The organism is Pseudomonas folii (assembly GCF_014357575.1).
GTDB lineage: Bacteria > Pseudomonadota > Gammaproteobacteria > Pseudomonadales > Pseudomonadaceae > Aquipseudomonas > Aquipseudomonas folii.
In genome coordinates, this window is the sequence record NZ_JACONW010000030.1 from 1 (window position 1) to 21,841 (window position 21,841).

Here is a 21,841-nt window from a genome sequence, read left to right on the forward strand (position 1 = left end):
TCTAAAGTGAACGCTAATCACCCCTTCAACATCGGATACAGCGAAACCACCAACAGCAGCGCCATCCCCCCGTTAAACACCCGCAACCAGAACGGGTCGCGCAACGCGTTGCGCAGCAGGCTGCCAAACCCAGCCCAGACACAAACACTCGGTGCGTTGATCAGCGCGAACACCGCAGAAATAATCACCACATTGGTGAAGTAACCCTGCAGCGGCGTGTAGGTACTGATCGCACCGACTGCCATGACCCACGCCTTGGGATTGACCCACTGAAACAGCGCAGCCTGCATAAACGTCTGCGGCTTGCCCTCATGTCCTGATGCGTCAGACGCCGGGCCAGAAGTGGCGATCTTCCACGCCAGGTACAACAGATAGGCAGCGCCGACGTAGCGCAGGATCGAATACAGCAGTGGGTAAGCTTGAAACGCAGCGCCGAGCCCAAGACCCACCGCCAGTACCAGACTGAAAAAACCACAGCTGATACCGAAAATATGCGGCACCGTCCGGTTGAACCCGAAGTTCACCCCAGAGGCCAGCAGCATCATATTATTGGGGCCAGGCGTCACCGACGTGACGAATGCAAACAGGGCGAAGGCAAGCAGTAGATCGAGAGAGAGCGACATGGAGCGGTCCAGACGTCAAAGGGCAGGCCTTCACCCTAACGAACCAACGCCCAAAAACACACGAACAGTCAGGTAAAAATACAACCGGTACAGTTCTGGATCACCAAGGATTTATCGAGACTGTACTTGAGCGCTTAGCCTTGACGATCCTTGCTGACTTCAGCGTTATCAGCACTGATCTCACCGCGATTATCAAATGCTCGAACAGCCTGCATCTGTGGATCAGCCAACAGTTTAGCCTTGGCGATCTGATACTCGTCGAAGGTCAGCCCGCGACGATTCAAATCTTCCAGCGCTAACTGATGGGTTTCCTGGGCGGTGTAAGGACGCAATTCAACGGCATGATGGGTGGAGCAACCGGAGACAACAGCAACGGTCAATAACAGGGCAAAAGCGTAAATGCGGTTCATGAGAGCCTCCGGATCGGGTTCATTTCGGGAATGAACAAAGGTTACGCCCGGAGTCGTTTACGTAGAAATCACTGCTCTTGATAGTCGGTATTGGTGGGGGAAAATTGTCAGAAATGCAATCGCTGTCGTGCGGCAAACATTAGACCTGTAGGAGCGCACGAGCACCGCGAGGCCGCGATAGCGGTGTATCAGACAGAACGCCATCGCTGCCTCGCGGTGCTCCTGAGCTCCTACAGATCCTTCAAACAGTACTCAAGCCCGCCACTTTCCCCAATACTCCAGCGAAGTGCGCCACAGGCAGATGCCGATAAAGTACGCCGACATCGTGAACCACACGCCCATCACCACTGGCCCGTTATGGGGATGGTTGATGATCAGCAACGCACTGCTGATCAACCAGATGGTGGTCACCAGGATATTCAGCGGCATGAAACGACGCACCCGGAACGGATGCAGAAACTTCATCCGGGTCACCGTCAGCAACGCCAGACCGATGATGGTCAGGAAGGTCACCCAAGGCGATGGCTGAATGATGTACAGACACAGCGCCACCACGTTCCAGGCCGCCGGAAAGCCCTGAAAGTAATTGTCCTTGCTCTTCATTTCCAGATTGCAGAAACAGAACAGCGACGACACCAGAATGATCGCAGTGCTCAGCAACAACGTATAAGGCGGCAGCGGGATGTAGCTATAAATAAACAACGCAGGGATAAACACGTACGTCAGATAATCAATGACCAGGTCCAGCACTGAACCGTCAAAGCCCGGCAACACCGATTGCACGTTGAATTTGCGCGCCAGCGAACCATCGACGCCATCCACTGCAAGCGCCAGGCCTAGCCACAACAGACATGCCTTGGCTTGATCATCGAACAGGGCAATGGTCGCCAGAAATGCAATGACCACGCCGGTGGCGGTAAAACCGTGGGCACCCCAGGCTTTAAGCCAGGCCACTCGTTGAGTCGATATCACAGGAAAATGTCTCCAAAAGGTGTAGCGGACCAGTGTAAACCTGGTTGGACGGACTATCGACCGGCCATCAGTCGATAAGGTTCATCGCCGGACGGTGTTAACGCCCTGCCAGTTCAGGGTTGCATCATGCGCCGAGCAAGCGAAACGCACGATAAAAAAATGCCTGCCAGCGACCAATATAGGAAAAATCCCCACTCTTTTAAACATATCCATTACCATGCCGCCCGTCGGTTTCCAAACGGGATTAATAGGGAATCCGTGACGACCTCAAGGTCGTCAACCGGAACTGCCCCCGCAACTGTAGGCGCTGAGCCCTGCTCCATCGATGCCACTGGGTCACTCCGGGAAGGCCCGAGCACGGCGATGATGCGTCAGTCAGGAGACCTGCCGACATCAGGAAGCTGCACCGCAGCCAATAAAGCGGCCGCACTTTCTGGCAACTGACCCACCGGCGGGGTGTCCGGGGAGTACATCCGTCAGCACGGCGGCACAGCCGTGACTGATTGACCCTGCCGAGCCTTTGCCAGCAGCAAGTCGTGATGTGTATCCAGCCAGAACACCATCGTGCGGATAACCGTTCGAATGGAGATCGTTTTTCATGTCTTTGCCTCGTTTTGCTGTTCTGCTTGCTGGACTGGGTTTTTCTGCGCTGACCCTGGCGGCCAACCCGGCCCAACCCTCTGGCATGCAGACAACCTACCCGCTGACTCTGGATAACTGCGGCGTGCCGCTGACCTTCGCCAAGGCGCCCGGCAAAGCTGTGACCATTGGCCAGTCAGCCACTGAAATCCTTTATTCCCTGGGGCTGGCCGACAAAGTGGTCGGGACTTCGCTGTGGTTCAACAACGTGCTGCCCCGTTTCAAGGACCTGAACGACAAGATCCCGCGTCTGGCCGATAACGATCCCAGCTTCGAGGCGGTGATCAACAAGCGCCCGGAACTGGTCGCCGTGCAATTCGAATGGATGGTCGGCCCCCAAGGCGTGGTGGGCACCCGGCAGCAATTCAACGAAATGAAAATCCCCACCTACCTCATGCCGTCGGACTGCGAAGGCAAAGACAATCTGAAAGGTGCTGACGGCACGCGCCTGCGCCCGTTTTCGATCGACAGCCTGTACAAGACCGTCACGCAACTGGCGCAAATCTTCGACGTCCAGGCCCGTGGTGCCGAGTTGAACGCCGACCTGCAGGCACGTCTCGCCACGGCTCAGGCCAGCGTCAAAGGCAAACACCTGAAGGACGCCTCGGCAGTATTCTGGTTCTCCAGCGCAGACCTGAACGTCGACCCTTATGTCGCCGGTCGCAAAGGCATTCCGGCGTTCATGATGGACACCCTGGGTCTGCGCAATATCGTGCAGTCCGATGAGGAATGGCCGACGGTTGGCTGGGAAACCATCGCCAAGGCCAACCCAACCATTCTGGTACTGGCGCGCATGGACCGCCGCCGCTTCCCGGCCGATGATTTCCAGAAAAAACTGGAATTCCTCAAGACCGACCCCGTCACCAAAAACATGGACGCGGTCAAGAACAACCGGATTGTCATTCTGGACGCCCAAGCCATGGAAGCGACGATTCGTACCTTCGACGGCATCGATGAACTGGCGGACGCCATCGACAAATTTGATCTGCACCCATGACAGCGCAATTCGCCGGTCGCTTGCTAAGCAAGATTTGCCTGCACGGAGCCTGGGTGCTGGCGGTATTGCTGGTGGCGATTGTCGCGGGCATTGCCATTGGTGAAACGCCGATCAGCCTGTCACTGGTGTTTCAGGTGCTGGCCAACAAACTGTGGGGCGCCGGTTTCGTGCTCGACCCTATCGATGAAGGCATCGTCTGGAATTACCGCCTGACCCGCGCCCTCGTCGCAGCGGCCTGCGGTGCGGGCCTGGCTATTTCGGGCGTGGTTTTGCAATCACTGTTGCGCAACCCCCTGGCCGATCCTTACCTGCTGGGCATTTCCGCCGGGGCCTCGACCGGCGCGGTCCTGGTAGCGATCATCGGCGTGGGCGCAGGCGCTATCTCGTTGTCAGCCGGGGCGTTTGCCGGGGCCATGGCCGCTTTTGTGCTGGTCGCCCTGCTGGCGCGCAGTACCGGCGCTGTCAGTGGCAGCGGGCAGATCATTCTCGCGGGCATCGCCGGTTCGCAACTGTTCAACGCCCTGACCTCTTTCCTGATTACCAAATCAGCCAACTCCGAACAGGCACGCGGCATCATGTTCTGGCTGCTGGGCAACCTTAGTGGCGTGCGCTGGCAATCAGTCACGCTGGCCGTGCCGGTGGTGTTGATCGGTCTGGCGGTCTGCCTGTGGCATCGGCGCTCGCTGGATGCGTTCATGTTCGGCAGTGATTCCGCCGCGGCCCTGGGCATCCCGGTGCGTCGGGTTCAAGTGATATTGATCGCCACGGTGGCGCTGGTCACGGCGGTGATGGTCTCGCTGGTGGGTTCCATCGGTTTTGTCGGCTTGGTCGTGCCCCATGCGGCGCGCTTGCTGGTCGGCGTGCGTCATGGTCGTTTGATCCCGGTCAGTGCCCTGGCCGGCGCGGTCTTTCTGATCGCTGCCGATGTGCTGTCCCGCACGGCGATCAAGGGCCAGGTCTTGCCCGTCGGAGTTATCACCGCCCTGATCGGCGCACCGGTATTCGCCGTGATTCTGATAAAGGCCAAGGGGGGTCGATGAGCATTCTCAAACAGCCAGCGACCGACATCGACCGCGACGTGTTGTCGTGCTCCGGTCTGAACTGGTCGATCAAGGGTGTGCCCATTGTTCGGGATGTCGCGTTGCAGTTACGGCGCGGTGAAACCCTGGGATTGATCGGCCCCAACGGCTCTGGCAAATCCAGCCTATTGAAGTTGCTGTCTGGCATCCGCACCCCGGCCGGCGGCGAGATCTACCTTAACGGCATTAACCTTGCCGCCATGAAACGCCGCGATGTCGCGCAGATGATTGCGGTTGTCGAGCAGCAGGCGGAAACCTCGGACGCGATCACGGTGCTGGACGCTGTAGAACTGGGCCGCACGCCTTGGCTTTCAGCGCTGGAGCCCTGGTCAGCCGCAGACGATGGCATTGTTCGTCAGGCCTTGCACGATGTCGACATGGCCGACAAACCCAAGCGCGCCTGGCACAGCCTGTCGGGGGGCGAACGACAACGCGTCCACATCGCCCGCGCCCTGGCTCAACGACCGCAGATCCTGTTGCTGGATGAACCCACCAACCACCTGGATATCCAGCATCAGTTGAGCATTCTGGGGCTTGTCAGATCATTGTCGGTTACGACTCTGATCGCCCTCCACGACCTGAATCAGGCGCTGGCCTGCGACCGGCTGGCCGTGATGGACAAAGGCGCACTGATCGCCATCGGTGAACCTTCCGACGTGCTGACCTGCGAACTGCTGCGCGAGACGTTTGGTGTAGAAGCGCACTACCTGACCGATCCGTATGACGGGACGCGAATATTGCGGTTTCGCTCATAAAGCTGAAGGTGTAAAAGCATCTCAAGATGATCACGGTCCTGTAGGAGCCGAGCTTGCTCGCGATAAGCCCGGCACCTAGGCAGGTATACCGCGTTATCGTTCTTCGCGAGCAAGCCCGGCTCTTATCAAACAAACTACAACCATCTGGTTTGGAATGCTTTTCTGTAGGAGTGAGCTTGCTCGCGATGGCGTCAGGACAGGCCATATCTTCATTGAATGACAGACCGAATCGCGAGCAAGCTCACTCCTACAGAAAAGCATTCCAAATCAGATAGTTGTAGTTTGTTTGATAAGAGGAATTCATGGCAGATGGTTTGTTGGTTGCCAAAGCCGAAATAATTGGGCGATGTGTCGAGCGAGCCTGGGAGGAGTAGGGGGATCTCGGCTAACGCGGTCTAGAGGGGTGTAGGAATCGTCCTGTTTTCCTCAGGTTGATAGTCGAAAGCTGGGAGATATGAATAACTACCGCAGTCGCCAATTGGAATTGGCTGATGATGGATCTGAATCCACTCGGCATTACGAGGGAAATCAGTTCAGGGGAAACCATGCAGGAACGCGTCATGACTGAAACCGAGCTCGAAAAAACCAAAGCCGAGATCGACAAAATGTTAGCTGAAGCTCGCAAGCTCGTTTTGGAGGCTGACAAGCTCGGCGCTGAAAAAACCAAGCTTAATGCTGAAGCTCGCAAAATGACTCGCGAAATTTTCTGGTATCCCGTCGCAATTGCCATCGGCATGATTGGCACAGTGTCCACGGTAACGCTGTTGCTGGCCAGGCTACTTAACTGAGCACACTCAGTCGTATGTTCAGCCCCTGGTGAGACTTGATCCCTCTGCTCAAACTGAAACAACAAAGCCCGCATTAGCGGGCTTTGTTGCTTCAGGCTAAGACCTCAATCAGAAGTCGTAACGCACATTCGCGGTGAAGGTGTCGGCGTCGAAGCCACTGCTGGTCAGGTAGTTGTACGTCCCGCCCACGCTCCACGCACCCACGCGGTAGTTCGCGCCCAGTCCCAGCTCGTAGCTGTCGCGGGCCGGTGTTGCGCCGGTGGTGGTGAACGGCGTACCGCCGAGCACGAAGGTGGAGGTGGTGCCGGCCTTGTCGCCGATGAAGTCGTGCCAGGCCATCAGCTTGGCTTCCGGCTCCAGGCTGCCCACGCCTACGTCGAAAGCGGCTGCCAGGCGGGCACCCAGCCCCATCTCGCCGATTTCATAGCGCTGGCTGCCAACGTTGAGAGCGGCAGAGCTGCCTTTTTCACGGTACGAGTCAATCGATACGTTGGCGTAGCGCGCACCGACCTGCGGTTCCACCACCCACTGCTTGTCGAGCTGGAACGTGTAGCCTGCCAGTGCATTAACGCCGAAGATCTCACTGTCGTAGTCGGCCTTGGCGCGAGTGCCCGCGATGTAGCGCTTGGACTCGTTGTCGTTCCAGCCATACATCAGGGAGGTGTCGACGAAGAAGTTGTCACGTGCCCAGTTGCCGTACAGGGTCAGTGCATGGCCGGTGACATCGGTTTTGCTACCCAGGTCGGATTTGACGTCGCTGGTCAGGTAGCTGTAAGCCAGGCCCACGGTGGTATCGGCATTGAGTTTGCCATCGGCGCCCACGGCGATGCCGTTGGTGTTGGCGTCGTAGCCGTCGATACCGTGGCGGCTATCCTGGTTGGCGTCGCTGGACAGCGCCTGTAGCCATACGCCTTGATTGGCCAGGACGTCACCCGAGGACAGACCGTTACGTGCTTTGCTGGCGCGGCGATTCACGGCACTGCTGACCAGATTCTGGCTGTTGGTGGCGGCGTTGATCGCTCCACGGCTGACGTCCGGGGTCAGGGTTTCGGCAAGTTTCGCCAGTTCTTCGCTGGTGGCGGCGTTGGCGAAACGCTGGAATACCGGGTCGCTTTCGTCCAGCTGGCCCATGACTGTGTTCTTGAACGGCTTGATGGCGTTCACTGCATTGCGCGAGCCGTGGGCACCGAGCAGGTCTTCTGTGATCGTCTCATCGCTGCGGGTGGCTACCAGTGCTTTTACGTCCTGGCCTTCAATGCCGAAGTTCTTCACTTCAAGCAATGCCGAGGAGGAAACCACGGACAGGTTTTGCGGCTCTTCCCAGGTGCCAGAGTTGATGAGGGTGTAGCGGGTGCCCTGAGCCGAGGTGCGGAAGTCGTCCGAGCGGGCCTGCAGTTCGACCTGGCTACCTGGAGAGAAGTAGGTATTGCCAGTGACTTTCAGGATTGGCGTATTAGGCTGTGTGTCGTTGTCCAGCAGCAGGCGCAGGCGAGCAGTGTCGCTGTCCATGTCGAGGTCGCCGACGATCGTGGTCTGCGGGCGAAGCAGCGTCAGGCGGCCACCGTCGATATCGACAAAACCGGAACGGATGGTCGAGCCATCGAACATCGCGTCGCCTTGCACCAGCACACCGCTCAACCCCAGTAGGTCACCCTTGACCTGGCCACCTTGCCAGTAGAAATATGAAGGGGAGGCATTGTCGTCCGCCAGAATTGCTGCGGTGCCGCCTTCGATCAGGCCGCCTGTCTGTCTGATGGAGAAGATGTCGAAACCGCCGGAGGTGTCGAGGCTGACAAAGTGGATACCCACGCCGTCGGCGGAGATAGTCCCGCTGTTGTTGATGTCGCTCTTGAAAGGGGCGCCTGACATAACGCCTGTAAAGCGAGCTTTTTCGATCTCGATACCTGCAGAATCGATGCCGCGAGCGGTGATAGTCCCCGAGTTGTTGATGCTCGCCTGGGTTGACGTGATCATCATGCCATTGGCATTTTCGCCCGTTACGGTGATGTTGCCGGTGTTGTTCACTTCACCCGCGATGGTCGCAAGGTAAAGGTCCAGCCCCGAGGTACCGTTGCCGGTTACCGTAATATCGCCCTGGTTGACCAGGTCACCAGCGACGGTGGAATCGAGGGTCAGGGAGATACCGGCCGGGAAGTCGGTGGAGTTCGCAGCCGTCCGGTTAATCTTGCCCAGGTTGACCAGGCTGCCTTCCAGGGTCACGTCATTCAGATCTACACCTGCGTTTTGCGACGTCCCGGTTAAGGTGGCGTTATTGAAGACATCGCCGGAGCTGCGGTATGTCCCGGTGCTCAGGTCGTAGTTGAAGTCGGGTGCAGGTGCTGCATGGGCAGTGGCAGACGCGACGGAGAGAGCCAGCAACGAGCGGCGCAGGTGGGAAATGTTCAAGGCAGTATCCTTACAGGGCAGAAACTGACAGGGAACAACCGGCGCGTCAGCGTCTGTTTTAGGCATCCCTGCCAGCTTGTCAGTTAAGTGCTGATTCAAGCGGGGGAAAATTTACACATTTGTGTAGGACAATTCATCTTCGAATTGCTGAAATAGGTAAAAAAAAGCGCAAAACTGCGACGCGATAGTTATTTTTATCAGTCTTATCGGATTAGTCAGCAGTAAGCGGAACTTAATGGCGTTTTCTGTGGTCCGCGCCAAGCCATTCCGCTAACGTTCGTCCTGAATCTCAGGATTCTCATGTTCCAAAGGTGTTTTCATCCATCCGCCCCATGTCTTTTCCCATCCCTCATCATGGCTGACTGCTGGTACAGAGATGCATTGGGAAAGGGGCGAGCCAAGCGCCTGTTGATACGCATCTGCCAAACGACCAGGAATAATCAGGTCTGCTTCCCCGATCAGATGACGCTGGGGCAAAGAGGCGAGTCGATCACGATAGTCCAGCGGATCCAGTGAGCCCTCCAGTGGCGACAGGCCTTGCATGGTCGCCCATAGCCGTGGACTTAGATTGCCAGCAAGGGTTTGCACTTGGGTAACATCATTGCGCTGCGCCGCTAACAAGAGTGCGAGAGCGGCTCCTCCGGAGTAACCCACGATTTCAAACTCTCGGTTGCCATATCGATGTTTTAACTGATCCAGCGCCTGGCTGAGACGGGTGACCACTTCCTGAGAAAAACGTCGATGGGTCCAGAGTGCTGATTGACATCCCGCCGCCATGACGAACTGGCAGGGGCGCGCCAGGTAGGCGTTGGGCGTCGGGTCACTAACCGCAAGCCGTGGCACCAGCAGATTGTGCGGGCTGGGATCCAGGCTGGGCTGAGTGGCCGTTGCCCAGGAGTGGCCGTCGCCTTCCAGATAGACGCGCAGGCGAATCGGTATTTCTGCGCTGCGTGGTGCAAGGATGACGAGGGGGAATTGGGAACCTGACAGGACTTCCAATTGGCGGCCGTGCTCTTCCGCGAGTTGCTGCAACGCCTCGCGCGGCGATTGGCAGGCGATGAGAAGCGCGCTGACCATTACCATCCAGGCTTTACAGAAACCGGCCAACGGCGATCGACAGGGAAAGTGCCTTTTCATAAAAAGTTATGCCGCACTTTGGAGGCCGACAAGTTCAGGGTTGAAGTTGGCACAATACTTCCATTCAGTTTTGAACAAGACCCAACCCCTCTGCATCAACCACCACCGTCACCCCTTCATAACTCGCCAGCGTTCCGTGCTGCGTGTCCATTTCATGCTCATGCGTCGCCGTAATCACCACCACACTCGCGCCCGCTGCTTCAGCCGCTGCAATACCTGCAGGCGCATCTTCGAATACCAGGCAGTCTCTTGGATCAACACCCAGTCGTTTAGCCGCAAGCAGGAAGCAGTCCGGGGCGGGTTTGCCTTGGCTGACGTCTTCGGAAGTGACGATGTTGACCGGCAGTTTCAGGCCGGCGGCTTTCAGGCGGGCTTCGGCCAAAGCGCGTGGGGCGGAAGTCACGATGGCCCAGCGCTCGGGTGGAAGCGAGGCAAGGAGGCGGGCGGCGTCGGCGACTTCTATGACGCCTTCCACGTCATCGATTTCTGCTTGTGAAATGGCTTCGGCTTCCCGTTCTGCGTCTACGCCGGGCAGATTCAGGTTGCGGATGGTGTCGATGCAGCGCACGCCGTGGATGGTAGGCAGGAAGGTTTTGACGTCCAGGCCGTGGCGCTCGGCCCAGTGAGTCCAGACCCGCTCGGCAGCGACGATGGAGTTGAGCAGCGTGCCGTCCATGTCGAACAGGAATGCCGAGAAGCGTCGGTTGTTGAGCATGTGATACCTCTTTGAAGTGGGGGTAGTGTGAAGATGTGCGCGATTTTGTAGGAGCTGCCGAAAGCTGCGAAATACGGTGTGTCAGGAAAAACGCCTTCGCAGCCTTCGGCAGCTCCTAAATAGGCCAACATATTCCGTGACAATTCCGAGTCTGCCCAGCAGTAGCAGGGGGTACGAACCTGATTTTTTGCCATCCTTTCGCCATGTAGTAGCGGCAAATTGTCGCAACACGGTTTTGCGCGAGTAAGATACGCACCTTGATTTCACGACCCCGATTTTTTCGAGGCTGGCCCTGATGCGCTCTTTTGGAGATTCCGGGTTGCCAGTCTCGGTTGTACGGACTGAATACGAGTAGACAAGAAAAGGCGATCACTGAAAATGACCAAGACTTCGCGACCTTTATATATTTCCTATGCCGGCCCTTCGCTGCTGGAAATGCCGCTGCTGAATAAGGGCAGTGCTTTTACCCCGCAAGAGCGGGTCGAATTCAATCTGATCGGGCTGCTGCCGCAGAACGTAGAAACCATCGAAGAGCAAGTCACGCGGGTGTACAGCCAGTATCAGCAGTGCGCGAGCGATCTGGACAAGCATATTTATCTGCGTTCGATCCAGGACAACAACGAAACGTTGTTTTTCCGCCTGCTTGATTCCCACCTCGATGAAATGCTGCCGATCATCTACACGCCGACGGTAGGGCAGGCGTGTCAGGAATTCTCCAAGATCTACCGCACGCACCGCGGTCTGTTCATCTCCTATCCGGATCGCGACCGCATCGACGATATTCTGCGCAGCGCTACCAAGGATCGGATCAAGATCATCGTGGTGACGGACAGCGAGCGAATTCTCGGTCTGGGCGATCAGGGCATTGGTGGCATGGGCATTCCAATTGGCAAGCTGTCGCTGTACACCGCGTGCGGCGGGGTCAGCCCGGCTTACACGCTGCCTATCGTGCTGGACGTCGGCACCAATAATCAGGAGTTGCTCGACGACCCGATGTACATGGGGTGGCGCAACAAGCGGGTGACCGGCAAGGAGTACGAAGACTTCATCGCGCTGTTCATCGAAGCCGTTCAGCGTCGCTGGCCGGACGTGTTGCTGCAGTTCGAAGACTTCGCTCAGACCAACGCCATGCCGTTGCTGGACAAGTACCGCGACGAGCTGTGCTGCTTCAACGACGACATTCAGGGCACCGCATCGGTTGCGGTGGGGACTTTGCTCGCGGCCTGTAAAGCCAAGAACGAAACCCTCGGTCAGCAGCGCGTGGTGTTCCTGGGCGCAGGTTCGGCCGGTTGCGGGATTGCTGAGCACATCATCGCCGCGATGGTGATTGAAGGCCTGACGGAAGCAGAAGCGCGCAAGCGAGTGATGATGGTTGACCGCTTCGGCCTGCTGACCGACAGCATGGACAACCTGCTGGACTTCCAGAAGAACCTGGCCCAGAAAGCGGGTGACGTGTCGGGCTGGTCGAGCGGTACGGGTTATCCGGAACTACTGGATGTAGTGACCAATGGCAAGCCGACTGTGTTGATTGGCGTGTCCGGTCAGCGTGGTCTGTTCACCGAGCAGATCATTCGAGAAATGCACAAACACTGCGCCAAGCCGCTGGTTATGCCGCTGTCCAATCCAACGTCGAAAGTTGAAGTCACCCCGCAGGAGGTTCTGACCTGGACCAACGGTGATGCGCTGGTGGCAACCGGTAGTCCATTTGCGCCCGTGACTGTGGGCGATCGCACGTTCCACATTGCACAGTGCAACAACTCCTACATCTTCCCGGGCATTGGTCTGGGCGTGATCGCGGCCAAAGCCACCCGGATCTCCGACAAGATGCTGATGGCTGCTTCCAACGCGCTGGCCGAGTGCTCGCCGATGGTGACGGGCAAAGGCGACGCGGTATTGCCGCCGCTGAAGGAGATTCAGGACGTCAGCAAGAAGATTGCTCTGGCCGTGGCCAAGCAGGCTCAGGCTGATGGTGTCGCCTTGGAAACCACTGAAGAGTTTCTGATTGAGGCAATCCAGCGTAACTTCTGGCAGCCGAAATACCGGGCGTACCGTCGCAGCGCGGTTTGATCGCGGGCTGACGAATTGAGCTATAGCCGCGACAGGCAAGCCTGTCGCGGCTTTTTTTATGGGTTTAAAATGAAACAGAGTTAACGATCTGAAATGCAATCTCTGTGGGAGCTGGGCTTGGTCTGGGCGGCATGCGGTTAGTCAGAATGACCGCGTTATCGTTAATCGTGGGCAAGCCCAGCTCCCACAGGAATCACTGATGCCGTGGGCGAACATGGAATCTCCAACAGGTTCGGTGTTTGCCGTTAGAAAGCGCTGAGTCATGGGCTCCGCGCGACTATCAGTACCTATATAAAATACAGGAGCATCCGTTGGAAGGATTCGACAAGGCAGGAGCTGAGCTCATCAGCGCCTTCAACGCCGCCCTGAAAACCCTGCTGCAAACCAAACCTGCGAAACCCTGCACCGGCGAGCCCCTGTATTTCAAGCCGCTGGATACACCCATAGGCCCCATGCTGGCCATGGCGGAAAAGCGCGGGCTGGTAATGCTTGAATTCCTGGATCGGCCGATCCTGATGCGTGAAGTCGAAGAACTGCGCAGTCGTTTCGGCTATTTGATCGGTGCGGGTGACCATCCGCATCTGCTGCAGATTGAAGATGAGCTGAAACGCTACTTCGAAGGCACGTTGACCCGCTTTGAAGTCCAGCTCCATACGCCCGGTAGTATTTTTCAGAACCAGGTGTGGGAAGCGTTACGTCAGGTGCCTTACGGGACTACTTGCACGTATGGCGAAATCGCGCTGTTGCTGGGCAAGCCAGGCGGCAGCCGTGCGGTCGGGCTGGCTAATGGCAGCAATCGCATGTCCATCGTTCTGCCGTGTCATAGAGTCATCGGCGCCGACGGCTCGCTGACCGGTTACGGCGGTGGCAAGCATCGCAAGGAATTCCTGTTGCGTCTGGAGCGCGTAAAACTGCCCATCGACGAGCAAGGCCACTTAGCGTTCTGAAAGTCGCAGCGCTGGCCCGATGAACGGTCACTTTTTGCCTGTATTAGCTACAAATCCAAGATGAAGATGTTTAACACTTGCAGGACAGATGCGCGGTAATTGCCGAGGGCGATATATACTGCGCGCCATTCTTCAAGGGAGAGCCGTGTGGCCATCGATATTCACTGGATTCGCGACGACGACAGCCTCGCCCTGCATTGCGCACAGTGGCAGTCATTGCCCTTTGTTGCCCTCGACACCGAGTTCATGCGGGTCGACACTTTCTACCCAATCGCGGCTTTGCTGCAGATTGGCGACGGCACCAGCGCGTGGCTCATTGACCCGCTGCTGATCAATGACTGGCGCCCGTTGGCGGCACTGCTGGAAAACCCTGACGTCATCAAAGTGGTGCATGCCTGCAGCGAAGACCTGGAGGTTTTGCTGCGTCTGACCGGCAGCCTGCCAGCGCCGCTGTTCGATACGCAACTGGCGGCTGCTTACCTGAACCTGGGTTTCTCCATGGGCTACTCGCGTCTGGTTCAGGACGTCCTGAACATTGACCTGCCTAAAGGCGAGACCCGTTCGGACTGGCTGCAACGTCCGTTGTCCGAAACACAGATCAGCTACGCAGCGGAAGACGCGGTGCATCTGGCCGAGCTTTACAGCCTTCTGCGTCCGCGCCTGTCTGACGAAAAATACACGTGGCTGCTGGATGATGGTGCCGAACTGGTCGCCAATCTGCGTCGCGATGTCGACCCGAACGAGGTTTATCGCGAGGCCAAGCTGGCCTGGAAACTGTCCCGCGCTCAGTTGGCAGTCTTGCGTGAGCTGTGTGCCTGGCGTGAGCGTGAGGCCCGTGCCCGTAATGTGCCGCGTAACCGCATCGTGCGTGAGCATTCGCTGTGGCCGTTAGCCAGGACTCAACCGGACAGCCTGGCTGCGCTGGCAAAGATTGACGACATGCACCCCAAGACCGTGCGTCAGGATGGCGAGTATCTGCTCAACCTGATCAAGACGGCTAGCAGCTTGCCGCCTGATCAGTGGCCGCCGGCGCTACCTGAGCCTTTGCCGATCGAAGCCGCGGCCGTGATCAAGACGCTGCGTGCGGTGGGCCAGGGCTATGCCGAACAACTGGACATGGCGCCAGAGCTGATGTTGCGCAAAAAGACCCTGGAAGCCCTGCTTAAAAGCGGCTTCCCGAACGGTCCCTATCAATTGCCCGATTCGCTGCGTGGCTGGCGTCGCGAATTGATGGGCCAGGCGCTGCTCGACAGCCTGGCCAACGCAGGAGAACAGCAGTGAAGCGTATTTGCTCGATTTACCGTAGTACCAAAAGAAATGAGATGTACCTGTACGTGCTCAAGAGCGATGAGCTCAAACGCGTACCGCCCGAGTTGATGGTTGCGTTCGGCAAACCGTTTCATGCGTTCGATCTGGTATTGAGTCCAGAGCGTGCGCTGTCTCGCGAAGACATCAATAAGGTATTGGAGAATCTCGACACCCAGGGTTATCACTTGCAGATGCCGCCAGCGGAGGACGAGTACATCGAACACTTGCCCGAAGAGCTGTTGCGTCGCAATGATCCGGTCTGAGCCAAAGCCAGCACCCGTTAGCCGAAGTTATAAAGATTGATACTGGTGAGAGCGCCAAGTCAGGGCGCATTGCCGGTCATTGGTCGCCTGTATTGTTTTTAAGGTTTTGAAGCCATGCGCGTTCTGATCGCCGAACACGATTACCCTGTCTACACCCAACTGCTGCGCAAGGCTGCGCCGGAACTGGAAATCCTCAGCACGGGCGACTCTGCCGAGTTGTCCAGGTTTGCCACTGATTGTCCGGTATGGCTCGGCCAGCCGGACCTGTTGGCCAACCTGCTGCGTCAGGGACACAAACCCGCATGGATGCAGTCGACCTGGGCAGGCATTACCCCGCTGCTGGCCGAAGGTCTTACCCGAAATTACCGCTTGACCCGTGCAGTTGGCATATTCGGCCAGGTGATGGCCGAGTTTGTCCTGACTTACATGCTGGGTCACGAACGTGAAGTGCTGGCGCGCCTGGTCAGCCAGGTCGAACGCAAGTGGGACAACCGCAGCGGCCAGAGTCTTGCAGGCCGCAAGGCCTTGATCGTCGGCGCAGGTGACATTGGCGTGAGCGTGGCGCAGTTTCTGGTGCCGTTTGGCGTGCAGGTCTATGGCATCGCGTCCAGCGCCCGCACCCAGACACCTTTCGTTGAAGTCGGCGCGATGGAGGATCTGGATCGGCTGGTAGGGGAGGTGGATTACGTTATTAACCTGCTGCCTAACACGCCGCAAACCCATGATCTTTACGATGCGAAGCTATTCGCCAAATTCAAGCCTACGGGTTTGTTCATGAACGTTGGGCGCGGTACTTCGGTGGTGGATGCTGATCTGGTGGAGGCCCTCAAGGAAGGGCATCTGGCGGGTGCGGTGATTGACGTTTGCCGTCAGGAGCCGCTGCCGCAGCGCCATCCGTTCTGGACCGCCTGGGGGTTGCTGCTGACCGGCCACAGTTCGGCGCCGACTTCACCCGTGGCGATGGTCGGGCTGTTTGTTGAAAATCTCAAAGCCTATGAGGCGGGTGAGCTACTGCGCGGGGAAGTGGATTTTTCGCGGGGGTATTGAGTCTGGGTCTATCGTCGCATCTGGGGTAGGAGCCAACCTGCTGGCGAGGCGTATCAGGGGAAATTCTCGCGAACAAGTTCGCTCCTACCGGTGCGCTGAAAGCTTCACGCGTCATTTTCAGGTTTTCGCCGGGTCGGGTAGGAGGCAACTTGTTGGCGAGGAGGTGTGTCAGTTACCGCCTCTCGCGAACAAGTTCGCTCCTACCGATGCGGTGAAAGCTCGCGCGTCATTTTCAGGTTTTTCGTCGGGTCGGGTAGGAGGCAACTTGTTGGCGAGGAGGTGTGTAAGGTACCGCCGCTCGCGAACAAGTTCGCTCCTACCGGATTTGTGTTTACAGGCTGAAATCACCTTCAGCTGCCAACTGCGCCACGGTCTGGCGTGGGCTTGGCACTTCCCGGCTTTGCAGGTATTCCGGCAAGATCGATTTGTCGCCCAGCTTGCCGATCGCCACTGCTGCGTGCACCGCGTAGCCTTCCGGAATATTCAGTTCTTTGCGGGTCAGTTCCTGATCGAAACCGGCCATGCCGTGTGTGTGCCAGCCGCTCAGGCTTGCTTGCAGAGCCAGGTAGCCCCACGCGGAACCGGTATCGAAGGTGTGCCAAAGCGCCGGGCTTTCTTCGGTGGCGCCGGGGGCGGTGAAGGTGGTCTTGGAGATCACGATCACCAGTGCCGCCGCATGTTGTGCCCAGTTACGGTTGAACTCGACCAAAAGGCTCAGGTAACGCTCCCAGTTCGGCGTGTCCCGGCGTGCATACAGGAAACGCCAAGGCTGCGAGTTATAAGCCGAAGGCGCCCAGCGTGCAGCTTCGAAAAAGCTCAGCAGGGTTTCCTGAGGAATGCTTTCGCCACTGAACGCGCGAGGCGACCAGCGCTCGGTGAATTGTGGATCGATAGGGAAATCGGCGACGCGAGGGTTTGTGCTCATGAGAATCCTGAAAGGCAAGGATGGAGGAACGCTCAAGCGGTGGGCCGTGGACGGCAGGCATCGCGGATGTCGACTAGCGCATGTTGTATAAAAGCAGCGCACTAAAACTACTGCGCCGTCCGTCCGATGACAAGTCTTGAGTACCGGCAGTCGATCACACTTGGCCCGTAGCCCCTGTCGCACTAGACTGGCGGCCTTTTTCCTACCTGATGTTGATAGCCCGAACCCATGGCCGCTAAAGTCGAACCCTTCTGGATCCGCAAGACCCTCGCCCAACTGGACACTGCTGAGTGGGAGTCGCTGTGTGACGGCTGTGGCCTGTGCTGTCTGCAGAAGCTTGAGGATGAAGACGACAACAGCGTTTATTACACGCGTATTGCCTGCAAGCTACTCGACCTGAAAACCTGCCAATGCACCGATTACCCGAATCGCCGTGCATCGGTTCCGGACTGTATCCAGCTCACGCCGGGGCAGGCTGACGAATTCAAATGGCTGCCGCCGACCTGTGGTTATCGTTTGGTCAGCGAAGGCAAGGACTTGCCGCTTTGGCACCATCTGGTGTGCGGTGATCGGGAGGCGGTACATAAAGAGCGCATCTCTCAGTCTGGTCGCATGGTCAGCGAGAACAGCGTGCCTGAGGATGATTGGGAGGATTACCTGATATTTCGGGCGGGGTGAATCATTGCGCGTATCGGTAGGAGGCAACTTGTTGGCGAGGCGTTGTGTCAGTCAGCACCTCTCGCGAACAAGTTCGCTCCTACCGGTGCGGTGAAAGCTTCATGCGTTATTTTCAGATTTGTCGCCGGACCGGGTAGGAGGCAACTTGTTGGCGAAGCGTTGTGTCAGTCAGCACCTCTCGCGAACAAGTTCGCTCCTACCGGTGCGGTGAAAGCTTTACGCGTCATTTTCAGGTTTGTCGCCGGACCGGGTAGGAGGCAACTTGTTGGCGAGGCGGTGTGTCAGTTAGCACCTCTCGCGAACAAGTTCGCTCCTACCGGTGCGGTGAAAGCTTCATGCGTTATTTTCAGATTTGTCGCCGGACCGGGTAGGAGGCAACTTGTTGGCGAGGGCGTTGTGTCAGCCACTGCTTCTCGCGAACAAAGTTCGCTCCTACCGGTGCGATGAGAGCTTCACGCGTCATGTTCAGGTTTGTCGCCGGACAGGGTAGGAGGCAACTTGTTGGCGAGGCGTTGTGTCAGTCAGCACCTCTCGCGAACAAGTTCGCTCCTACCGATGCGGTGAAAGCTTCACGCGTTATTTTCAGATTTGTCGCCGGACCGGGTAGGAGGCAACTTGTTGGCGAGGCGGTGTATCAGCCACTGCTTCTCGCGAAACAAGTTCGCTCCTACCGATGCGATGTGTTCTTACAGCCCGTTCTTCGGCTTGGTCAGCGCTTCCAGGCCTTCAGTCAGCGCGTCTTCAGTCGCCACTTCAGCTTTGGTCTTCAGCAGGCTCAGCTCGTCACCGGCACGTTTGATGCGCGATTTGGCGATGTCCAGATCGTTGCGGCTCTTCTCGATCATGCTCTTGGCCGAGCAATGCCCGGTGATACCGCGGGCAAGCACGGCGCCGCCGATAGCCAGCTGGATCAGGCCGAAGAAACCGCCCCGACGCAGGCCTTTGCCCATCATCAATACGCCGCCTGCCAGCGAGCCAACACGCTCCCAGCCTTGAACGTTCTGTTCTGGTTTGCCTTCGATGGCGTCGTCAATGCGTTCTACAATCGGGGTATCGCTCATGATCTTGCTCCATGATGGGATGATTTCGGTTCAGTAAGAACTGACTGTTGCCTTCCGAAACTGTTCAATCCATTTCACTCAGCTGTTTACGAATCAGCCTGTTCCCGGCCGAATTGCGGACCCGAACGAGTGTTGACGCCCTTCGCCATGCGGTCGTAAAGCACCACGTTGACGGTGGCAGCCAGGTTCATGCAGCCCTGAGTCGGGATATAGACGACGTCTTCACACCAGTCGCGAATCTCTTTGTCCAGAGAGCCGTCTTCAGGGCCGAAGATGTACAGCGCACGGTCCGGGTGAGTGTATTCCGGCAGGGCGCGAGCGCCGTCCACCAGTTCCACCGCGACCGGAATGCAGCCCAGCGGCAGAATACTTTTCAGGTCTTCGATGCCGATTAACGGGATGTCCTGATGGATCTTCTTGGTGTCGGTGACGAAGTCCCGGGCGCGCTCATAGCGTTTGCCGGTGTAGAACACCGAAGCCACTCCGTAACAACCCGCCGCACGCATCACGGAGCCTACGTTTTCCGGAGACTTGGGATTGAACAGGCCGATGCAGGCATAGCGTTTGTTTGCCACGGAGAGGTGCTCGCTGGGAAAAGCGGGCGATTATACGGTGGCAAAGCCGCAAGCGGTAAGCTACAAGCTACAAGCGGATTGGGTTGCTCTTACTTGCAGCTTGAAGCTTGCAGCTCGAAACTGCTTCTATTCCTTCTTCATCAACCCCGCCAACGCCGCAAACGGATTATGCGTCGCCTTGGCGGCTTTCGGGCTGCTGGTGGAGCTTTCAGAGAAGTACTGCTGGTCGGTGTAGCGCGAATGTTCATTGTCGTGGCAGTACAGGCAGAGCAATTCCCAGTTGGAGCCATCCTGAGGATTGTTGTCGTGGTTGTGGTCGCGGTGGTGCACAGTCAGTTCGCTCAGGCGCTTGCCAGCGAATTCACGAGCGCAGCGGCCGCAGACATGCGGATACATGCGCAGCGCCTTGTCGCGATAACCCATTTCGCGGTCGCGCTGGGCGTCGGCCAGGATGCGATCCAGCTTGGCGGTGTGGGAGGGTGGGTTGGCCGTGCTCATGGGATCACCTGTATCGAATTCGGTCGTTGAAACAATAATGAATGTGCCAAGTCTAGCGCGTCGCGACGGGTTCAGCCTTTGAGTTTTTCGGCGATCCAGATGGTGTGTCGCGTGCCCTTGTTGCCGTGGGCGAAGACTTGCACTTCCTCTGCCTTGAAACCGGCCTTGCGCAGCTTGTCGGAAAACTTCTGATCGGCGCTGGCTGACCACACAGCCAGAATACCCTTGGGGCGTAAAGCCTGCGCACAGGCTGCCAGTCCACCGGACGAATACAGCCAGCTGTTGGACTTCTGCGTCAGGCCTTCGGGGCCGTTGTCCACGTCGAGCATGATCGCATCGAAGCCATGAGGCTCGCTTTTCAATACCTGAGCGACGTCCTGAACGATCACTCTGGCGCGCGGGTCCAGCAGCGGATTACCAGACTTCTCGCCCAGCGGCCCGCGATTCCACTCCACGACACCGGGTACCAGCTCGGCCACCACTACTTCGCCATTCTTGCCCAGATGCTTGAGTGCCGAGGCCAGAGTAAAGCCCATGCCGAGGCCGCCGATCAGTACGCGAGGCTGCACCCGTGAGGCGACTTTCTTGCAGGGGATTTCCGCCAAAGCGTCTTCGGAGCCGTGCATACGGGTGTTCATCAACTGGCCGCCATCGCCGCCTTGAATCTTGATTACAAAGTCTTCTCCGTATTCGAACAGGCACAAAGCACCGCCGTTATCGGGAATGGCAGTGGTGTCGAGCAGTACGAAACGTTTCATTGAGGACTCATCTGGAGGTAGATTTTTGACCATAGGTCGTCGGCCAGGAGTAGGCTGAACGGCACAACAATCGTTTGGCACAGGAGGCCATTGATGAAGCGCGCTATTCTACCGGCGATTATCCTGACTGCGCTCTGGGTAAATGTCGGGTATGCAGATAATCAGTCTGCGGCATCTATCCCCGCATCGGGCTCGCCGGGCACCGCCACACCGACGCCGTATCCTCAGGTCGTTCCGCCTGGGCCTGCACTCATAAACGGCACACAGGGCAACGGGACATTGCTGCCCAAAGTCGAACTGCCGCAGCCACCCAAGGGGCAGCCAGTGCCAGGGCTGGATCAGAATGCCCCGACGCCGATGCCGGCTCGGCCTAAATAGATTCCCCTGAAATCGATGTCATGGAGCGGGTCGAGGGCCTGCGGGAGTTCTATGTTTGCCCGCAAGCTGATCGAGGACGTGGGACCGGCTTCAGCCGGGAAGGCGGTATTTCACAGATAAAAATTCAACGTCTGTACCGGTCTCTTCCCGGCTGAAGCCGGTCCCACCTCATCAGAGAATCCTATGGAGCGATGCTGTGTCTGGGCGACATTCCGAGGATCATTAGACGCAGTTTGCAGGCATACCGCGTTATCGTTTATCGCGGGCAAGCACCGCTCCCACATTTAAAGCCAGTTTCTGCTCAGACGTTGCGAATTACTTGAGACAAACAACTAAACCTGCTGCGCCAACAGCTGGCCATCAACCATCCGCAAGCGTTTGGACAGCGACGTGGCCAGCGCCCGGATGATTTTCGCGGCAACCCGCGGCGCTTCATCGAGCATTTTTTCCAGCGCATCCCGGCCCAGATTCAGCAACTGACAATCGGTTGCTGCAATGCAACTGGCCGAGCGACGCTCGCCATCCAGCACGGCCATTTCGCCAAATGCCCGGCCGCGACGCAACACGGCAATTTCCACCGTTTGCCCCTCAGGGTTGAGCTTCTGCACCGAGACCGTGCCCAGGTGGATGATGCTCATGAACGAGCCTGGATCGCCTTCACTGAAGATGGCTTCACCTTTGGCAATCGATGCCATGTTGAAGTAGCCCGCAGCGGTCTGGAAATCAGCAGGCAGCAGTGGGTCAAACAGCCCACAGTCCATGAGCATGTCGCGGATTTCATTATTCAGGTGTGACGGTTGTTCTGACATGGTCGG

At 57.7% G+C, this 21,841-nt stretch carries 22 protein-coding genes, 1 pseudogene and 1 riboswitch; of the genes and pseudogenes, 11 read left to right on the top strand and 12 right to left on the bottom strand.

The genetic code is table 11. The features are described 5' to 3' along the window. Positions 1-17: 17 nt before the first annotated feature. The 3 genes from H8S59_RS08845 to pcsA form a co-directional block, all read right to left on the bottom strand. Positions 18-623, bottom strand: a complete 606-nt coding sequence (locus H8S59_RS08845) for a LysE family translocator (RefSeq protein ID WP_095099328.1) — start codon at positions 621-623, stop codon at positions 18-20. 134 nt (positions 624-757) lie between these two features. Further along, on the bottom strand, positions 758-1,033 hold the full coding sequence (locus H8S59_RS08850; protein ID WP_095099331.1) for a hypothetical protein: 276 nt from the start codon (positions 1,031-1,033) through the stop codon (positions 758-760). A gap of 252 nt (positions 1,034-1,285) precedes the next feature. Beyond that, on the bottom strand, positions 1,286-2,005 hold the full coding sequence (gene pcsA, locus H8S59_RS08855; RefSeq protein WP_095099333.1) for a phosphatidylcholine synthase: 720 nt from the start codon (positions 2,003-2,005) through the stop codon (positions 1,286-1,288). 211 nt (positions 2,006-2,216) lie between these two features. Further along, a riboswitch (cobalamin riboswitch) is annotated at positions 2,217-2,411 on the top strand. 192 nt (positions 2,412-2,603) lie between these two features. On the opposite strand from pcsA, the gene H8S59_RS08860 reads away from it, so the two are divergent. The 4 genes from H8S59_RS08860 to H8S59_RS08875 all read left to right on the top strand — a co-directional run bounded on the left by H8S59_RS08860 (position 2,604) and on the right by H8S59_RS08875 (position 6,263). Further along, positions 2,604-3,641 (top strand): ABC transporter substrate-binding protein, encoded by a 1,038-nt coding sequence (locus H8S59_RS08860; protein WP_187521163.1) that lies wholly within the window; start codon positions 2,604-2,606, stop codon positions 3,639-3,641. After that, positions 3,638-4,681, top strand: a complete 1,044-nt coding sequence (locus H8S59_RS08865) for a FecCD family ABC transporter permease (RefSeq protein ID WP_187521164.1) — start codon at positions 3,638-3,640, stop codon at positions 4,679-4,681. Before H8S59_RS08860 ends, H8S59_RS08865 begins: the two co-directional genes overlap by 4 nt. Beyond that, positions 4,678-5,475 (top strand): ABC transporter ATP-binding protein, encoded by a 798-nt coding sequence (locus H8S59_RS08870; protein WP_187521165.1) that lies wholly within the window; start codon positions 4,678-4,680, stop codon positions 5,473-5,475. Before H8S59_RS08865 ends, H8S59_RS08870 begins: the two co-directional genes overlap by 4 nt. Before the next feature lie 491 nt (positions 5,476-5,966). Beyond that, on the top strand, positions 5,967-6,263 hold the full coding sequence (locus H8S59_RS08875) for a hypothetical protein (protein ID WP_425504568.1): 297 nt from the start codon (positions 5,967-5,969) through the stop codon (positions 6,261-6,263). 108 nt (positions 6,264-6,371) lie between these two features. Here the strand turns inward: H8S59_RS08875 and H8S59_RS08880 are convergent, their stop codons facing one another. The 3 genes from H8S59_RS08880 to H8S59_RS08890 all read right to left on the bottom strand — a co-directional run bounded on the left by H8S59_RS08880 (position 6,372) and on the right by H8S59_RS08890 (position 10,521). Further along, complete coding sequence (locus tag H8S59_RS08880; protein WP_187521166.1) at positions 6,372-8,669, bottom strand: autotransporter family protein; 2,298 nt, start codon at positions 8,667-8,669, stop codon at positions 6,372-6,374. Positions 8,670-8,939: 270 nt separating this feature from the next. Then, positions 8,940-9,746 (bottom strand): alpha/beta hydrolase, encoded by an 807-nt coding sequence (locus H8S59_RS08885; protein ID WP_187521167.1) that lies wholly within the window; start codon positions 9,744-9,746, stop codon positions 8,940-8,942. Positions 9,747-9,870: 124 nt separating this feature from the next. After that, entirely contained in the window at positions 9,871-10,521 is a 651-nt protein-coding gene (locus tag H8S59_RS08890; protein ID WP_187521168.1) for an HAD-IA family hydrolase, read from the bottom strand. Positions 10,522-10,899: 378 nt separating this feature from the next. Between H8S59_RS08890 and H8S59_RS08895 the strand changes: the two genes are divergently transcribed. The 5 genes and pseudogenes from H8S59_RS08895 (at position 10,900) to H8S59_RS08915 (ending at position 16,153) form a co-directional block, all read left to right on the top strand. Further along, positions 10,900-12,588 (top strand): NAD-dependent malic enzyme, encoded by a 1,689-nt coding sequence (locus H8S59_RS08895; RefSeq protein WP_187521169.1) that lies wholly within the window; start codon positions 10,900-10,902, stop codon positions 12,586-12,588. 329 nt (positions 12,589-12,917) lie between these two features. Beyond that, positions 12,918-13,535, top strand: a pseudogene (locus tag H8S59_RS08900) (methylated-DNA--[protein]-cysteine S-methyltransferase); the annotation flags it as partial. A 147-nt stretch (positions 13,536-13,682) separates the two neighbouring features. After that, complete coding sequence (gene rnd / locus H8S59_RS08905) at positions 13,683-14,816, top strand: ribonuclease D (protein ID WP_095093510.1); 1,134 nt, start codon at positions 13,683-13,685, stop codon at positions 14,814-14,816. Then, the gene (locus H8S59_RS08910) at positions 14,813-15,106 is read left to right on the top strand and encodes a YcgL domain-containing protein (RefSeq protein WP_027901859.1); all 294 of its coding nucleotides are present in this window, start codon (positions 14,813-14,815) and stop codon (positions 15,104-15,106) included. The genes rnd and H8S59_RS08910 overlap by 4 nt, the downstream gene beginning before the upstream one ends. Positions 15,107-15,220: 114 nt before the next feature. Then, positions 15,221-16,153: a D-2-hydroxyacid dehydrogenase gene (locus H8S59_RS08915; protein ID WP_187521170.1), complete on the top strand. Its 933-nt coding sequence runs from the start codon at positions 15,221-15,223 to the stop codon at positions 16,151-16,153. 331 nt (positions 16,154-16,484) lie between these two features. Here the strand turns inward: H8S59_RS08915 and H8S59_RS08920 are convergent, their stop codons facing one another. Then, a complete protein-coding gene (locus H8S59_RS08920) occupies positions 16,485-17,078 on the bottom strand; it encodes a nitroreductase family protein (protein ID WP_187521171.1) in 594 nt (197 codons plus the stop codon). 228 nt (positions 17,079-17,306) lie between these two features. On the opposite strand from H8S59_RS08920, the gene H8S59_RS08925 reads away from it, so the two are divergent. Beyond that, positions 17,307-17,756: a YcgN family cysteine cluster protein gene (locus tag H8S59_RS08925; RefSeq protein ID WP_187521172.1), complete on the top strand. Its 450-nt coding sequence runs from the start codon at positions 17,307-17,309 to the stop codon at positions 17,754-17,756. 686 nt (positions 17,757-18,442) lie between these two features. On the opposite strand, the gene H8S59_RS08930 is transcribed toward H8S59_RS08925, so the two are convergent. From H8S59_RS08930 to H8S59_RS08945, 4 genes are all read right to left on the bottom strand, one after another. Further along, positions 18,443-18,817, bottom strand: coding sequence for a YgaP family membrane protein (locus H8S59_RS08930; RefSeq protein WP_095093506.1), 375 nt, complete (start codon positions 18,815-18,817; stop codon positions 18,443-18,445). An 86-nt stretch (positions 18,818-18,903) separates the two neighbouring features. Further along, the gene (locus H8S59_RS08935) at positions 18,904-19,392 is read right to left on the bottom strand and encodes an RNA methyltransferase (RefSeq protein WP_087265375.1); all 489 of its coding nucleotides are present in this window, start codon (positions 19,390-19,392) and stop codon (positions 18,904-18,906) included. Between the two features lie 126 nt (positions 19,393-19,518). Continuing rightward, a complete protein-coding gene (locus H8S59_RS08940) occupies positions 19,519-19,890 on the bottom strand; it encodes a YajD family HNH nuclease (RefSeq protein WP_095093505.1) in 372 nt (123 codons plus the stop codon). Positions 19,891-19,961: 71 nt separating this feature from the next. Next, on the bottom strand, positions 19,962-20,648 hold the full coding sequence (locus tag H8S59_RS08945; protein ID WP_095093504.1) for a spermidine synthase: 687 nt from the start codon (positions 20,646-20,648) through the stop codon (positions 19,962-19,964). A gap of 93 nt (positions 20,649-20,741) precedes the next feature. On the opposite strand from H8S59_RS08945, the gene H8S59_RS08950 reads away from it, so the two are divergent. Further along, the gene (locus H8S59_RS08950) at positions 20,742-21,026 is read left to right on the top strand and encodes a hypothetical protein (RefSeq protein ID WP_095093503.1); all 285 of its coding nucleotides are present in this window, start codon (positions 20,742-20,744) and stop codon (positions 21,024-21,026) included. A gap of 332 nt (positions 21,027-21,358) precedes the next feature. Here H8S59_RS08950 and H8S59_RS08955 read toward each other — a convergent pair whose 3' ends face one another. Next, positions 21,359-21,835 carry a cyclic nucleotide-binding domain-containing protein gene (locus H8S59_RS08955; protein ID WP_095093625.1) on the bottom strand — a complete coding sequence of 159 codons (477 nt, stop codon included), beginning with the start codon at positions 21,833-21,835 and terminating at the stop codon, positions 21,359-21,361. Between the last annotated feature and the right edge of the window lie 6 nt (positions 21,836-21,841).

What these genes read in the sequence shown, in the direction of transcription:
- H8S59_RS08845 (WP_095099328.1), bottom strand. Translation starts at nt 623, where the DNA reads ATGTCGCTCTCTCTCGATCTACTGCTTGCCTTCGCCCTGTTTGCATTC.
- H8S59_RS08850 (WP_095099331.1), bottom strand. Translation starts at nt 1,033, where the DNA reads ATGAACCGCATTTACGCTTTTGCCCTGTTATTGACCGTTGCTGTTGTC.
- H8S59_RS08860 (WP_187521163.1), top strand. Translation starts at nt 2,604, where the DNA reads ATGTCTTTGCCTCGTTTTGCTGTTCTGCTTGCTGGACTGGGTTTTTCT.
- H8S59_RS08865 (WP_187521164.1), top strand. Translation starts at nt 3,638, where the DNA reads ATGACAGCGCAATTCGCCGGTCGCTTGCTAAGCAAGATTTGCCTGCAC.
- H8S59_RS08870 (WP_187521165.1), top strand. Translation starts at nt 4,678, where the DNA reads ATGAGCATTCTCAAACAGCCAGCGACCGACATCGACCGCGACGTGTTG.
- H8S59_RS08875 (WP_425504568.1), top strand. Translation starts at nt 5,967, where the DNA reads ATGATGGATCTGAATCCACTCGGCATTACGAGGGAAATCAGTTCAGGG.
- H8S59_RS08885 (WP_187521167.1), bottom strand. Translation starts at nt 9,746, where the DNA reads ATGGTCAGCGCGCTTCTCATCGCCTGCCAATCGCCGCGCGAGGCGTTG.
- H8S59_RS08890 (WP_187521168.1), bottom strand. Translation starts at nt 10,521, where the DNA reads ATGCTCAACAACCGACGCTTCTCGGCATTCCTGTTCGACATGGACGGC.
- H8S59_RS08895 (WP_187521169.1), top strand. Translation starts at nt 10,900, where the DNA reads ATGACCAAGACTTCGCGACCTTTATATATTTCCTATGCCGGCCCTTCG.
- H8S59_RS08915 (WP_187521170.1), top strand. Translation starts at nt 15,221, where the DNA reads ATGCGCGTTCTGATCGCCGAACACGATTACCCTGTCTACACCCAACTG.
- H8S59_RS08920 (WP_187521171.1), bottom strand. Translation starts at nt 17,078, where the DNA reads ATGAGCACAAACCCTCGCGTCGCCGATTTCCCTATCGATCCACAATTC.
- H8S59_RS08925 (WP_187521172.1), top strand. Translation starts at nt 17,307, where the DNA reads ATGGCCGCTAAAGTCGAACCCTTCTGGATCCGCAAGACCCTCGCCCAA.
- H8S59_RS08930 (WP_095093506.1), bottom strand. Translation starts at nt 18,817, where the DNA reads ATGAGCGATACCCCGATTGTAGAACGCATTGACGACGCCATCGAAGGC.
- H8S59_RS08940 (WP_095093505.1), bottom strand. Translation starts at nt 19,890, where the DNA reads ATGAGCACGGCCAACCCACCCTCCCACACCGCCAAGCTGGATCGCATC.
- H8S59_RS08945 (WP_095093504.1), bottom strand. Translation starts at nt 20,648, where the DNA reads ATGAAACGTTTCGTACTGCTCGACACCACTGCCATTCCCGATAACGGC.
- H8S59_RS08950 (WP_095093503.1), top strand. Translation starts at nt 20,742, where the DNA reads ATGAAGCGCGCTATTCTACCGGCGATTATCCTGACTGCGCTCTGGGTA.
- H8S59_RS08955 (WP_095093625.1), bottom strand. Translation starts at nt 21,835, where the DNA reads ATGTCAGAACAACCGTCACACCTGAATAATGAAATCCGCGACATGCTC.